We start from the raw sequence: 13,439 nt of genomic DNA, 5'->3' as shown, positions 1-13,439 counted from the left end.
AGCATGTTCTGGAAACTGCCGATGTTCGGCAAGATCAGCAAGATCGGCATCCGGCCCCCGAAACCGGAGCCGGGGCGCGACGGGCTCGCGATCACGCTGATCGTCCGGAACGAGGCACGTCACATCGGGGAATGGGCGCGGTTCCACCACCGCGCCGGCGTCGCGCGCTTCCTCGTCTATGACAACGGCTGCGAGGACGCGACCCTGCCGATCCTGCGCGAAACGCTGCCGCCCGAGGCGCTGGTGATCGTGCCCTGGAAACAGGTGTTCTCCGACGCGCGGATGGGGCGCGAGATCCACAACCAGGTGCTGGCCTATGCCCACGCCGCCAGCAATTTCGGCGGCGCCCACCGCTGGATGGCCTTCATCGACGTGGACGAGTTCCTGATCCCGAAACGGGCGGGGAGCCTGCCGGAGGCGCTGGCGCCGCTCGGCGAGGCGCGCAACCTGTCGCTGCCCTGGCACATGTTCGGGCGAAACGGGCACGAGACTCCGCCGGAGGGCGGGGTGATCGCGAACTACCTGCGCCGCGCCGCCGATCCGATGAGCGACCGCCGGGGCATCCGCGCGTTCAAATGCGTCGTCGATCCCTGCCACCTGACCGCCCTCAGGGTGCATTCGATGGAGACCGACGGAACGGATCTCACCTGCAACGACCGGGGCGAGAGCGCGCGCGGAGCGGAGCGGGAGAAGCCGGGCTTCTATTCGGCGGACCACATCCAGCTCAACCACTACTATGCCCGGTCGGAGCAGGAACTGCGCGAGAAGATCGGTCGGGGGCCCAATCTCGTCGCCAAGTCGCCGGAATACGAGCGCAAGGTGCGCCGCACGGTCGAGGCGATCGAGGCCGAGGAGGTCGAGGACCGCGCCGCGCTCGATTTCCTGGCGCGGCGGGACGCGGTGGAACCGGCGGAGGCGTCATGCGGACGGAGCTGATCCTCAGCACCTACAACAGCGTGCGCCCGCTGCTGCTCTGCCTCGCCTCGGTAGCGCGGCAGGATGTCCGGCCCCACTCGATCTGCGTCGCCGACGACGGATCCGGGCCCGAGACCGCGGCGGCGGTGGCGGCCTTCGCCGCGCGGCATCCGGAGGTGCCGGTCCGCCATGTCTGGCACGAGGACCGGGGTTTCGAGAAGAACGTGATCCTCAATCGCGCGATCGCGAGTTCGGAGGCGGATTTCCTCGTCTTCATCGACGGCGACGTGCTGATCCATCCGTGCTTCGTCGCCCGCCACCTCGAACTCGCCCGGCCCCGGCGGTTCTGCACCGGAAGCCTGATCCGGCTCGACGCGGAGGCCACCGCCTCGGTCACCGAGGAAATGGTGGCCGCGGGCCTCGTGTTCGAGCGGGCCTGGCTCCGCGAGAACCGCGCGATCGACCGGATCGGAACCTGGCTCAAGACGATGCCCTTTCCGAAGCCGGTGATGAACTTCCTCGAGGTCACCTCCCCGGTCCAGAAGGCGCTCTGCGGCGCAAATGCCTCCGCCTTCCGGGAGGATATCCTGCGGATCAACGGCTATGACGAGGGCATCAAGTACGGCGGCGGTGACAAGGAATTCGGCGCGCGGCTGATCAATTCCGGCGTCGAGGGGCGGCATGTGCGCTTCACCGCCCCGCTCGTCCATCTCGACCATCCGCGCGGCTACGCCGATCCGGAGCGGATCCGCCGGCACAAGGCGATGATCGCGGAGATCCGGAAATCCGGCCGCTTCTGGACGCCGGACGGCATCGCGAAGCGGAACGCGCCGTGACCGGGCGGGGCGTCATCTACGTCGCGACCGGCGCCGCGCATATCGAGGCCGCGCGGGACTCGGCGCGGTCGGTCCGGCGGACCAATCCGGATCTCGGCCTCGCGATCTTCGCCGATTCCGCCGATGTCGGACCGGAATTCGACATCGTCGAGCCGGTGGCGGGGGCGCATGTCCGCTCCAAGATCGACTACCTGCCCCGCACCCCCTTCGCCGAGACGCTCTATCTCGACGGCGACACGCGCGTGCTGGGCGATCTCGGCGAGATGTTCCGGCTGCTCGACCGCTTCGCGGTGGCGGCGGCGCACCGGGTGCGCGATACCGACCGCGTGCTGCGGCCGAAGGAATACGATCCGGTGCCCTCCGCCTTCCCCGAGCACAATGGCGGCGTGCTGCTCTATCGCGCGAGTCCCGAGGTGATCGCCTTCTTCGAGACCTGGCGGGAGGCCTATCACCGGGCGGGCTTCGTCGCCGACCAGATCTCCTTCCGCCGGGTGCTCTGGGAGAGCGATCTCAGGGTCGCCGTGCTGCCGCCCCGGTTCAACACGCGGCGCTACACCTGGATCGACCGCTTCCTGTCGCGCCGGCCGCCGCCGGTGATCCTGCATGCGAACCGGTTCCACCCGACCAAGCGGGGCGGGCCGATCCGGCGCCGGCTGGAGGCGCTGCTCGGCCCCGGCGTCTGACCCGCTGGCGGGGGGGCGCGGGCCGCGGTATCTGTGGAACCGGGGCGATGCGCCGGATGGGAAAGACACGAGAGATGACCGAAACCGCGGGCGGACCCGTCCTGACCCTGCCGGAGGCGGAGGCCGCCGCGTTGCGCCGGATCTATTCCGGCGCCGAAGTGATCCTCGAATACGGCAGCGGCGGCTCGACCGTGCTCGCGGCCGGAATGCCGGGCAAGACCGTCACCTCGGTCGAGAGCGACGCCGCCTGGGCCGCGATGGTCGCGACCCATGTCGCCGGCATGAAGCGCGCCGAGAGCGTGGCGGTGCGCCACGTCGACATCGGACCGACGCGCAAATGGGGCGCGCCGACCTCGCGCCGCGCGGCGCCGAAATTCCCGGACTACCCGCTCGCGGTCTGGAGCGACCCGGGCTTCCGCCATCCCGACGTCGTGCTGATCGACGGCCGGTTCCGCCCGGCCTGTTTCGCGACCGTGGCGATGAAGACAGAGAAGCCGGTCACCGTGCTCTTCGACGATTACGAGACGCGGCCCCGCTACCGCGAGGTGGAGCGCCTCGCGCCGCCCGCGGAGATGATCGGCCGGATGGCCCGGTTCGAACTGACGCCGGGACCGGTGCCGAAGCAGCATCTGGACTGGATCATCTCGACCTTCGTGGAGCCCGACTACGCGCACCGGCACGGCCTCTCGCGGCTGATCGAGCGGATGAAGCTGTGGCTGCTGGACTGACGCCGCTCACGATCCGGGGCCGGTCGCTGGAGGATAGCCCCGGCCTCTCGCTCTGCGCCATCGTCCATGACGAGATGTTCTTCCTGCCGGCCTTCCTCGAACATTATCGCCGGCTCGGCGTCGCGCGTTTCGTGATCCTCGACGATGCCTCGACCGACGGCACGGCGGACTTCCTCGCGGAGCAGGAGGACTGCATGGTCGTCACCTCGCCCGTCCGGTATTTCGAGGATGTCGGCGGCCACCGCGCCGTCCATGCCTGGCGGCAGGAGCTGATGGACCGGTTCTGCCGCGACCGCTGGGCGATCTTCGCCGACGCGGACGAATTCCTCGTTCCGCCGCCCGGGCATACGCTCGCCGGGGTGATCGCCGGGCTGGAGGCGAAGGGCAGCGACGCGATCGGCGGGATCATGATCGACGTCTATCCCGCCACGGTCGGGGAAATCCTCGCGGATCGCCCGTTCGATCCGGACGGCCCGTGGTTCTTCGACGCCGCGCCGCACCTCCTGTCCCTGCCCGGCGTGACGAAGCCTGTCTGGATCTACCGCGGCGCGCGCGCCCGCCTCTTCGCGGAGAACGGCGCCCGCCCGAACCGCGACGCGGGCCGGATGCTCGCCGCGAAGCTGGGGCTCGAGCGGTTCGTGAAGGCGAACAACCTCGGCAAGGTGCCGCTGGCGCGCTGGCGCGCGGGCACGCGCTGGGACGGATCGCACCGGATCGCGCCGGCGCCCAGCACCCGCGACATGCTGGCGATCCTGCATTTCAAGTTCACCGCCGATCTCGGCCGCAAGATCGGCTACGCGCTGGAGACGGGCGGTTATTCGGGCGGGTCGAGACAGTACCGGCAGCTCGCGGAACTCTTGGGCGAGATGCGGGAGCGGGGCCGCGGTTTCCTCGGACCCCGGAGCGCGCCGGTCTCGCCGGAGGCGCTCTACCGGCCAGGCCTGGGGCGCTGGCGGGACTGAACGGCGCCCTTCCCAACGGAAAGACCCCGCCGCGAAGGACGCGGCGGGGTCTCGATCTTCGAGGGACAGGGGAAGGGCTCAGGCGTCTTCCTTGACTTCCTCGCCCGTGGTCTGGTCGACCGCCTTCATCGAAAGGCGCACCTTGCCGCGGTCGTCGAAGCCCATGAGCTTCACCTTCACCGACTGGCCTTCCTGGACGATGTCCTTCGGATGGCTGACCCGGTCGCTCGAGAGCTGGCTCACGTGAACGAGGCCGTCGCGCTTGCCGAAGAAGTTCACGAAGGCGCCGAAATCCATGATCTTCACCACCTTGCCGGTGTAGACCTTGCCGACCTCGGGCTCGTCGACGATCGAGGAGATCATCTCGCGGGCCTTCTCGATGGCTTCCGCGTTGGCGGAGGCGATCTTGATCACGCCGTCGTCGTTGATGTCGACCTTGGCGCCCGATTCCTCGACGATGCCGCGGATGACCTTGCCGCCCGAGCCGATGACTTCGCGGATCTTGTCGGTCGCGATCTGCATCGTCTCGATCCGGGGCGCGTGGGCGGAGAATTCCGCGCGGCCCGAGGTGAGCGCTTGGCCCATCTCGCCGAGGATGTGCATCCGGCCGTCCTTCGCCTGGGCGAGGGCCTGCTCCATGATCGCCGGGGTGATGCCCGCGACCTTGATGTCCATCTGCAGCGAGGTGATGCCGTTCGCCGTGCCCGCGACCTTGAAGTCCATGTCGCCGAGGTGGTCCTCGTCGCCGAGGATGTCGGTGATGACGGCGTATTTCTCACCTTCGAGGATCAGGCCCATCGCGACGCCCGCGACCGGCGCCTTCAGCGGCACGCCCGCGTCCATCATCGAGAGCGAGCCGCCGCAGACGGAGGCCATCGAGGAGGAGCCGTTCGACTCGGTGATCTCGGAGACCACGCGGATCGTGTAGGGGAAGTCGGTCGCCGCCGGCAGCACGGCCTGGAGCGCGCGCCAGGCGAGCTTGCCATGGCCGATCTCGCGGCGCCCCGGGGAGCCCATGCGGCCGGTCTCGCCCACCGAATAGGGCGGGAAGTTGTAGTGCAGCAGGAAGTTCGAGCGGTACGTGCCGTGCAGCGCGTCGATCATCTGCTCGTCGTCGCCGGTCCCGAGCGTGGAGACGACCATCGCCTGGGTCTCGCCGCGGGTGAAGAGCGAGGAGCCATGGGTGCGGGGCAGCACGCCCACTTCCGCGACGATCGGCCGGACGGTAACGAGATCGCGCCCGTCGATGCGGCGGCCGTGGTCGAGGATGTCCCAGCGCACGACGTCCGATTCGAGCTTCTTGATGACCGCGTCGAGACCCGCGTCGGCCTGCTCCTCCTCGCTCAGGCCGGCGAGGATCTGCTCCTTCGCGGCCTTGACGGCGGCCTGGCGCTCCAGCTTGTCACGGACCTGGAAGGCCGCGCGCATCGCATCGCCGCCGAGCGTCTTCGCCCGCTCGTAGAGCGCGGAAGTGTCGGCGGGCTGGAAGTCGAAGGGCTCCTTCGCGGCTTCCTCGGCGAGGCCGATGATGAGGTCGATCACCGGCTGCATCTGCTCGTGGCCGAACTTCACCGCGCCGAGCATCTCGGCCTCGGAGAGCTCGTAGGCCTCCGACTCGACCATCATCACGGCGCCCTTGGTGCCGGCGACGACGAGATCGAGGCGCTGCTCGGGGTTCTCGCGCAGCTTCTCCATGTCGTCCACGGCCGGGTTCAGCACGTAGGATCCGTCGACGAAGCCGACGCGCGCGGCGCCGATCGGGCCGAGGAAGGGCGCGCCCGAGAGCGTCAGCGCCGCGGAGGCCGCGATCATGCCGACGATGTCGGGATCGTTTTCCATGTCATACGACAGCACCGTCGCGATGACCTGGACCTCGTTCTTGAAACCCTCGACGAAGAGCGGGCGGATCGGACGGTCGATCAGGCGGGAGGTCAGCGTCTCCTTCTCGGAGGGCCGGGCCTCGCGCTTGAAGAAGCCGCCGGGGATCTTGCCGGCCGCGTAGTACTTTTCCTGATAGTGGACGGTCAGCGGGAAGAAATCCTGGCCGGGCTTCGCCTTCTTCTCGAAGACGACGGTCGCGAGCACGCTGGTCTCGCCATAGGTGGCGATGACGGCGGCGTCGGCCTGACGGGCAACCTTGCCCGTTTCGAGCGTGAGCGTGTCATGGCCCCACTCGATCGATTTCGTGACGGTTTTGAACATCTCTCTTCCTTGCAAGACGGCCGGACCCCCTGGCCCGGCCGCGTGACGCGGGGGGATTTCGGCCCCGCGGACCCCGGTTTTCATCGGACAGGCCATCCCGCGGGGTCGGGCGGAAGGCTGGCATGCGGCCGGCGGAACGGTCCGCCGGATGGAGAAGGGGCGCGACCGGTCCGGCCGCGCCCCTCGAAAACTCAGCGGCGGATGCCGAGGCGGCCGATCAGCGACTGATAGCGCGACTCGTCCTTGCCCTTCACGTAGTCGAGCAGCTTGCGGCGCTGCGAGACCATCTTGAGAAGCCCGCGGCGCGAGTGGTTGTCCTTCTTGTGGGTCTTGAAGTGCTCGGTCAGCGTGTTGATCCGGCTGGTCAGGATCGCGACCTGCACCTCGGGCGACCCGGTGTCGCCGGACTTGGTGGCGTAGTCGTTGATGAGCTGCTGCTTGAGCTCGGGCGTGATCGACATCGTGGAACCTCGTGTCATAAGGGTTGCAAACCTTCCGCCTCGGCCGCGGCCGGGATGTCGTCCAGCGGGGTCGAAAAACGGAAAGGCCGCGCGGGCGGGCTCGCCCGGCGGCGCCGTGCGCTATACAGCCTTTTCCGCCCGAAGAAAAGAGCGCGCCCGCGCCGCCCGAGGGCCGGCGCCCCGCCGTTGCGCGCGGGGCCGGGCCTGCCTAATACTGCGCCGAAAGGGGAGGGACGGGCATGCGGATGGGTGTCGATTACGGCGGGACGAAGATCGAAGGTATCCTCCTCGCCCCCGACGGAAGCGAACGCGCCCGCGCCCGCGTAGCCACGCCGCGCTTCGACTACGAAGGTGGCGTGGCGGCGATCAAGTCCCTGATGGAAAGCCTCGAATCCGAGGCGGGCGGGCGGGTCGAGCGCGTCGGCATCGGCGTGCCCGGCTCGGTCGACCGCGGCACCGGCCATGTCAGCATGGGCAATTCGATCTGGCTGCATGGCCGCGACCTGCGCGGCGACCTCGCCCGCGCGCTCGACCGGCCGGTCAAGATCGCCAACGACGCGAACTGCTTCGCCCTCTCCGAGGCGGTCGACGGCGCGGGCGCGGGCGCCCCCGTGGTCTTCGGCGTCATCCTCGGCACCGGCGTCGGCGGCGGCATCGTCGTGAACGGCGCGCTCGTCGAGGGGATCAACGCCATCGCCGGCGAGTGGGGCCACATTCCGCTGCCCGCGCCGCTCGACGACGAGCGGCCGGGGCCGGTCTGTTCCTGCGGCGTGCCGGGCCACACCGAATCCTGGCTCTCGGGGCCGAGCCTCGCCGCGGATTTCGCACGCCGCGCCGGGCTCGCCGCCGGGACCGGCCCGAGCCCGGCCGAGATCCTCGCCCTGGCCGAGGCGGGCGACACGCTCGCCGAGGAGACGCTCATCCGCTTCGAGGACCGGCTCGGCCGGTCGCTCGCCTCGATCGTCAACGTGCTCGATCCGGACGTGATCGTGCTCGGCGGCGGGCTCTCGAACATCGACCGCTTCTACCGGACCGTCCCGCCCCGGATCGAGGCGCATGTCTTCGGCGACCGGTTCCTGACCCGGCTCGCGCGCAACGTCCATGGCGACAGCTCCGGCGTGCGGGGCGCGGCCTGGCTCTGACGCGGCCTGGCGTTCGCCTCGCATTCGTAATCGTTTCAAGATGCAACTTCAGGTGAAGTATCGCTTCCGTTGAAGCTGATTCAACTCAAGTCATCGTAAAACCGGGACCAGATCCGCCGGGCACCTTCCCGTTGGATTGAATTCCCGGAAATTGTATCATCCGCCGTGCCGAATCCGTGAACCGCAGATCTTCTTGCTTCACTGCGAAGGACGCACGCCATGACACGATCAACGCTCGCACCGCTCGCGCTCGCCGCCGTCGGATTCCTGCCGCTGCTCTCCGGCGCGGGCCTCGCGCAACCCGCGCCGGGCAGCGCGGATGCGACGGCGACCATCGACGGTCGGCAGCTTCCCGCGCCCGCCCCGCCGTTCGGCGGCGTCATCAAGGACAGCGCCATCGACTCGACCCCGTGGTGGCCGCCGCGCATCGTGCCGCCGCGGGACGCGCCGAACGTGCTCCTGATCATCACCGACGATTCCGGCTTCGGCGTGCCCGGCACCTTCGGCGGCGTGATCCCGACGCCGACCATGGACCGGCTGGCCGAGAAGGGTCTGCGCTACACCAACATCCATTCGACCGCGCTCTGCTCGCCGAGCCGCGCCGCGCTCATCACCGGGCGCAACCACCATTCGGCCGGTTTCGGGGTGATCTCGGAACAGTCGACCGGCTATCCGGGCTACAACAGCATCATCGGCCAGGACAAGGCGACCATCGGGCGGATCCTGCTCGACAACGGCTATGCCACCGCCTGGTTCGGCAAGGACCACAACACCCCGGCCTTCGAGGCGAGCCAGGCCGGACCCTTCGACCAGTGGCCGACCGGCATGGGCTTCGAGTATTTCTACGGCTTCGTCGGCGGCGACGCCAACCAGTGGCAGCCGAACCTGTTCCGGAACACCACGCAGATCTATCCCTTCGACGGCAAGCCGGGCTGGAACCTCGTCACCGGCATGGCCGACGACGCGATCGACTGGGTCACGCGTCTGCGCCAGATCCAGCCCGACAAGCCGTTCCTGATCAAGTACGCGCCCGGCGCCACCCATGCGCCGCATCATCCGACGAAGGAGTGGGTCGACAGGATCCATGAGATGCATCTCTTCGATGGCGGCTACAACGCGCTCCGGCGGACGATCTACGAGAACCAGAAGAAGCTCGGGATCATCCCAGCGGAGACCGACCTCTCGCCCTGGCCCGACGACGTGCTGAAGCCCTGGGACCAGCTGAGCGAGGAGGAGAAGAAGCTCTTCATCCGGCAGGTCGAGGTCTTCGCCGCCTATGTCGCCTATAATGACCACGAGATCGGCCGGGTGATCCAGGCGATCGAGGATCTCGGGGAGGCCGACAACACGCTGATCTTCTACATCAACGGCGACAACGGCACGAGCGCCGAGGGCGGGCCGCTCGGCACGCCGAACGAGGTCGCCTTCTTCAACGGCATCAACGAAATGCCGGTGGCCGAGCAGATGAAATGGTACGACGTCTGGGGCACGGAGCAGACCTACAACCACATGTCCGCCGGCTGGTCCTGGGCCTTCGACACACCCTTCGACTGGTTCAAGCAGAACGCGTCGCGGCTCGGCGGCATCGGGCAGAACATGGTCGTCTCCTGGCCGGCGAGGATCAAGGACGCGGGGGGCATGCGCGACCAGTTCACGCATTTCATCGACGTCGTCCCCACCATTCTCGAGGTGACCGCCATCCCGGCGCCCGAGGAAGTCGACGGGATAAAGCAGGCGCCGATGGAGGGCACGAGCTTCGCCTATACGTTCGACGCCGCGAACGCCCATGCGCCGTCGCGCCATCAGACCCAGTATTTCGAGATGTTCGGCGCCTGGGGGCTCTACCATGATGGCTGGTTCCTCGGCACCAAGGTCGAGCGCGCGCCGTGGCAGGTCTATGGCGCGGGCAATCCGGATCCGCTGAACAACCAGACGCTGGAGCTTTACGACCTGACCAGGGACTTCTCGCAGAGCCACGACCGCGCCGCGCAGTATCCGGACAAGGTGAAGGAGATGAAGGCGCTCTTCGTCGAGGAGGCGAGGAAGTACCAGGTCTTCCCGATGGACGGATCGGTGGCGACCCGGCTCGTCGCGCCGCGGCCGAACATCACCGCCGGGCGGAGGGAATTCACCTATACCGCGCCGATGGTCGGCCTGCCGCAGGGCGACTCGCCCTCGCTGCTCAACACCTCCTACACGATCACGGCCGATATCGAGGTGCCGGAGGGCGGCGCGGAAGGCATGATCCTGACCTCTGGCGGGCGCTTCGCGGGCTACGGCTTCTATCTCGTCGAGGGCAAGCCGGTCTTCCTCTGGAACCTCGTCGATCTGAAGCGGATCAAGTGGGAAGGTTCCGACGCGCTCACCCCCGGCAAGCACAGGCTGGAATTCGACTTCAGCTACGACGGGCTCGGCGCCGGCACGCTGGCCTTCGCGGATTCGAGCGGGATCGGCCGTTCGGGGACCGGCACGCTCAGGGTCGATGGCAAGGACGTCCAGAGCCAGAAGATGGAGCACACCCTGCCCTTCATCCTGCAATGGGACGAATCCTTCGACATCGGCTCGGACACGCTGACCGGCGTGAACGACGCCGACTACGCGCCGCCCTTCCCGCTGACGGCGAAGCTCGACAGGCTGACCATCAAGGTGGATCGCCCGGTGCTGACCGAGGCCGACAAGGCGAAGCTCGAGGAGGCGATGAAGCGCGCGAAGGACTGACCGGCGCCGGCGCGGGTCAGTCCTCGATCACCAGCACATCGGCGGCGGCGAAGCTGATCGGCACCGTCGCCCCCACCTCCGGTGGCCGGGTCGCCGCGTTGTTGAAGAGGTCGAGCGAGACGAGCTCGGCGCCGAGCCCAGCCTTGATCCGGATCACCGAGCCGAGGAAATTCATCTCGCGCACCGGCGCCTCGATCGTCACGTCGTTGCCCGGAAGCGCGCCGAGCGCCACCGCCTCGGGCCGGATCGCGAGCGAAACCTCCCGCCCGGCGGGTCCGGGGATGGGCCGGCCAAGCGTCACGGGCTGGCCGCCCAGATCGACGGTGCCCGCCGCCGGATCGACCAGCCGGGCGCGGAGCGTGTTGAGCTGGCCCACGAAATTCGCGACGAACCGCGTCGCGGGCCGGCCGTAGATCGCGAAGGGATCGCCGATCTGCTCGGCGACGCCCGCGTTCATCACCACGATCCGGTCCGACATGGAGAGCGCTTCTTCCTGATCGTGCGTCACGTAGATCGTCGTGATGCCGAGCGATTTCTGGATCGCCCGGATCTCCTCGCGCAGCGACACCCGGATCTTCGCATCGAGCGCCGAGAGCGGCTCGTCGAGCAGCAGCACCTTCGGCCGCGCCGCGAGCGCGCGGGCGAGCGCCACGCGCTGCTGCTGGCCGCCCGAGAGCTGGAACGGATAGCGCTCGCCGAGGTCGGGCAGGCCGATCAGGCGCAGCATCTCGGCCACGCGCGCCTCGATCTCCGCCTTCGGCCGCCGCGCGACCTTCATCCCGAAGCCGACGTTGCGCGCCACCGTCATGTTGGGAAAGAGCGCGTAGGCCTGGAAGACCATGCCGATGTCGCGCGCGTTCGGCCTGAGCCGCGACACGTCCCGCCCGTCAATCCGGATCACCCCCTCGGTCGGCGTCTCGAATCCCGCCACCATCCGGAGCGTCGTGGTCTTGCCACAGCCCGAGGGGCCGAGGAAGGAGATGAACTCGCCCTGCTCGACGTGGAGGTTGAAATCCTTCACCACCTCGTTCTCGCCGTAGAATTTCCGCAGATGCTCAAGTTCCAGGAATGCCATCGGCTAGCGGCTCGCTCTCGTGGCTTGGGAAAAACGGGTGACGAGCTGGATCAGCCCCATGCAGGCCCAGGTGATGCCGAAGGAGATCACCGCGAGCGCGGCGGGCTCATAGGCGCGGTTGGCGCCGATGAGCTGCATGTAGGGGCCGAAGGCCGGGCGGTTCAGCAGCGCCGCGAGGACGAATTCTCCGATGACGATCGCGAAGGTCAGGAAGGCGCCGGAGAGCACGGCCACCAGCACGTTCGGCAGGATGATCCGCGTCATGATCGTGAACCAGCCGGCGCCGAGGCTCTGCGCCGCCTCGGTCAGCGTCTGCACGTCGATCGCGCGCAGCCCCGTGTCGACCGCGCGGTACATGTAGGGCAGCGACAGCACGGTATAGCCGGCGACGAGCAGCGCGTTGGTGCCCGTGATCGTGCCGGTCAGCGGCAGGAGCGAGGACGTGTTGTAGAGCCGGATGTAGCCGAAGACGATCACGATCGGCGGCACGACCAGCGGCAGCAGCGTGACGAACTCGATCACCGGCCGCCAGCGCGGCATTCTGAGCCGCACCCAGTAGGCCGTGGGCACCGTCAGGCAGACGCTGAGGATGATGGTCAGCACGGCGAGCGTCACCGAATAGGAGAAGGTCGCGCGGAAGTTCGGATCGGCGAGCACGACGCGGTAAGCGTCGAACGAATACTCGCCGCGCCGCATCCGGAACGAGAATTCGGTCATGCCGATGAGCGGTAGCGCGAAATAAATGAGCCCGAAGATCAGCGCCGACCAGGCCCAGAAGCGGTTCCCCTTCATCGGATCCATTTCTCCGACCGGGCGCGCATCCACATGTAGATCGCGTTCGCGACCCCGGTCACGAAGATCATGCCGAAGGCGAGCGCGTAGCCGAGATGCGGGTCGCCGAGCACGTCGCCCCGGATCTGCGCGTAGAGCAGGATCGGCACGATCGAGAGCGAGGAGCCGGTGAGCGCGTAGGCCGTCGCGACCGCGCCGAAGGAATTGGCGAAGAGAAGCGCGAGCGTGCCCAGCAGCGTCGGCCAGAGGATCGGCAGCGCCACCATGCGCCAGTACTGGAACCGCGTCGCGCCAAGGATCTGCGCCGCCTCCGACCATTCGCGCCGGAGCCCGTCGAGCGCCGGGGTGACGATCAGGATCATGAGCGGGATCTGGAAGAAGAGATAGGTGAGCGTCAGCCCGGCGAAGCTCAGCAGGTTGAACCCGGTCGCATAGAGGTTGATCCCGAACCATTCGCGCAGCAGGATCGTGACGAGCCCGACCCGGCCGAGCGTCGCGAGGAAGGCGAAGGCGAGCGGCACGCCGGCGAAGTTCGAGGCGACGCCGGAGAAGGTCAGGAGCGGCGAACGCGCGCCGTTCGGGAGCCGCCCCACCGTGATCGCCGCGGCCATCGCGAAGCCGATCAGGCAGCCGATGAGCGCGGACCAGAAGCTCACCCGGATCGAGATCCAGAAGGCGGCGAGGATCGAGGGCGTGAAGAGCCCCCGGACATTGGCGAGCGTGAAGGCGCCCTCCGGTGTGCGGAAGGCGCCGACGACGATGAACATCGTCGGCAGGATCAGGAACAGGAAGGCGAAGAGCGCGAAGGGCAGCAGCCCGACCCAGGCAAGGGAGATCGAGGCTTTGGCAGGGGCCGCGGGGCGCGCGCTCATCGCTGTCCTTCGTTCTGGCATATGGGCCGGTCCGGCGGCGTGGCCGGACCGGC

General features: G+C 68.3%; 12 protein-coding genes. 7 read left to right on the top strand and 5 right to left on the bottom strand.

Annotated features, from left to right (window positions below; genetic code table 11):
• Nucleotides 1-3 precede the first annotated feature (3 nt).
• The 5 genes from FJM51_RS05680 (at nucleotide 4) to FJM51_RS05660 (ending at nucleotide 4,124) form a co-directional block, all read left to right on the top strand.
• Nucleotides 4-936 (top strand): glycosyltransferase family 92 protein, encoded by a 933-nt coding sequence (locus tag FJM51_RS05680; protein WP_140453148.1) that lies wholly within the window; start codon nucleotides 4-6, stop codon nucleotides 934-936.
• Nucleotides 921-1,751: a glycosyltransferase gene (locus FJM51_RS05675; RefSeq protein WP_140453147.1), complete on the top strand. Its 831-nt coding sequence runs from the start codon at nucleotides 921-923 to the stop codon at nucleotides 1,749-1,751. The genes FJM51_RS05680 and FJM51_RS05675 overlap by 16 nt, the downstream gene beginning before the upstream one ends.
• On the top strand, nucleotides 1,748-2,434 hold the full coding sequence (locus FJM51_RS05670; RefSeq protein WP_140453146.1) for a putative nucleotide-diphospho-sugar transferase: 687 nt from the start codon (nucleotides 1,748-1,750) through the stop codon (nucleotides 2,432-2,434). Before FJM51_RS05675 ends, FJM51_RS05670 begins: the two co-directional genes overlap by 4 nt.
• A gap of 74 nt (nucleotides 2,435-2,508) precedes the next feature.
• Complete coding sequence (locus tag FJM51_RS05665) at nucleotides 2,509-3,162, top strand: hypothetical protein (protein WP_181164457.1); 654 nt, start codon at nucleotides 2,509-2,511, stop codon at nucleotides 3,160-3,162.
• Entirely contained in the window at nucleotides 3,147-4,124 is a 978-nt protein-coding gene (locus FJM51_RS05660) for a glycosyltransferase family 2 protein (RefSeq protein WP_140453145.1), read from the top strand. Before FJM51_RS05665 ends, FJM51_RS05660 begins: the two co-directional genes overlap by 16 nt.
• A gap of 78 nt (nucleotides 4,125-4,202) precedes the next feature.
• On the opposite strand, the gene pnp is transcribed toward FJM51_RS05660, so the two are convergent.
• Entirely contained in the window at nucleotides 4,203-6,326 is a 2,124-nt protein-coding gene (gene pnp, locus FJM51_RS05655; protein ID WP_140453144.1) for a polyribonucleotide nucleotidyltransferase, read from the bottom strand.
• Between the two features lie 191 nt (nucleotides 6,327-6,517).
• Nucleotides 6,518-6,787 (bottom strand): 30S ribosomal protein S15, encoded by a 270-nt coding sequence (rpsO, locus tag FJM51_RS05650; protein ID WP_140453143.1) that lies wholly within the window; start codon nucleotides 6,785-6,787, stop codon nucleotides 6,518-6,520.
• A gap of 239 nt (nucleotides 6,788-7,026) precedes the next feature.
• Here rpsO and FJM51_RS05645 point away from each other — a divergent pair, with 239 nt between their 5' ends.
• Entirely contained in the window at nucleotides 7,027-7,929 is a 903-nt protein-coding gene (locus FJM51_RS05645; protein ID WP_140453142.1) for an ROK family protein, read from the top strand.
• 219 nt (nucleotides 7,930-8,148) lie between these two features.
• Complete coding sequence (locus FJM51_RS05640; RefSeq protein WP_140453141.1) at nucleotides 8,149-10,647, top strand: arylsulfatase; 2,499 nt, start codon at nucleotides 8,149-8,151, stop codon at nucleotides 10,645-10,647.
• A gap of 16 nt (nucleotides 10,648-10,663) precedes the next feature.
• Here FJM51_RS05640 and FJM51_RS05635 read toward each other — a convergent pair whose 3' ends face one another.
• Genes FJM51_RS05635 through FJM51_RS05625 form a run of 3 tightly spaced genes read right to left on the bottom strand, consistent with a single transcriptional unit; the run spans nucleotide 10,664 to nucleotide 13,386 of the window.
• Nucleotides 10,664-11,722, bottom strand: a complete 1,059-nt coding sequence (locus tag FJM51_RS05635; RefSeq protein ID WP_140453140.1) for an ABC transporter ATP-binding protein — start codon at nucleotides 11,720-11,722, stop codon at nucleotides 10,664-10,666.
• 3 nt (nucleotides 11,723-11,725) lie between these two features.
• A complete protein-coding gene (locus FJM51_RS05630) occupies nucleotides 11,726-12,514 on the bottom strand; it encodes an ABC transporter permease (RefSeq protein WP_140453139.1) in 789 nt (262 codons plus the stop codon).
• Complete coding sequence (locus FJM51_RS05625; protein WP_140453138.1) at nucleotides 12,511-13,386, bottom strand: ABC transporter permease; 876 nt, start codon at nucleotides 13,384-13,386, stop codon at nucleotides 12,511-12,513. Before FJM51_RS05625 ends, FJM51_RS05630 begins: the two co-directional genes overlap by 4 nt.
• Between the last annotated feature and the right edge of the window lie 53 nt (nucleotides 13,387-13,439).

The sequence above is a fragment of the Amaricoccus solimangrovi genome (genome assembly GCF_006385685.1).
Taxonomy (GTDB): Bacteria; Pseudomonadota; Alphaproteobacteria; order Rhodobacterales; family Rhodobacteraceae; genus Amaricoccus; species Amaricoccus solimangrovi.
The sequence above is the reverse complement of the archived record's forward strand: the minus strand, read 5'-3'. Positions and strand labels throughout refer to the sequence as shown.

Bases quoted from the DNA above. Each gene is read 5' to 3' on its own strand.
- FJM51_RS05680 (WP_140453148.1), top strand. From the start codon at position 4: ATGTTCTGGAAACTGCCGATGTTCGGCAAGATCAGCAAGATCGGCATC.
- FJM51_RS05675 (WP_140453147.1), top strand. From the start codon at position 921: ATGCGGACGGAGCTGATCCTCAGCACCTACAACAGCGTGCGCCCGCTG.
- FJM51_RS05665 (WP_181164457.1), top strand. From the start codon at position 2,509: ATGACCGAAACCGCGGGCGGACCCGTCCTGACCCTGCCGGAGGCGGAG.
- pnp (WP_140453144.1), bottom strand. From the start codon at position 6,326: ATGTTCAAAACCGTCACGAAATCGATCGAGTGGGGCCATGACACGCTC.
- rpsO (WP_140453143.1), bottom strand. From the start codon at position 6,787: ATGTCGATCACGCCCGAGCTCAAGCAGCAGCTCATCAACGACTACGCC.
- FJM51_RS05645 (WP_140453142.1), top strand. From the start codon at position 7,027: ATGCGGATGGGTGTCGATTACGGCGGGACGAAGATCGAAGGTATCCTC.
- FJM51_RS05640 (WP_140453141.1), top strand. From the start codon at position 8,149: ATGACACGATCAACGCTCGCACCGCTCGCGCTCGCCGCCGTCGGATTC.
- FJM51_RS05635 (WP_140453140.1), bottom strand. From the start codon at position 11,722: ATGGCATTCCTGGAACTTGAGCATCTGCGGAAATTCTACGGCGAGAAC.
- FJM51_RS05630 (WP_140453139.1), bottom strand. From the start codon at position 12,514: ATGAAGGGGAACCGCTTCTGGGCCTGGTCGGCGCTGATCTTCGGGCTC.
- FJM51_RS05625 (WP_140453138.1), bottom strand. From the start codon at position 13,386: ATGAGCGCGCGCCCCGCGGCCCCTGCCAAAGCCTCGATCTCCCTTGCC.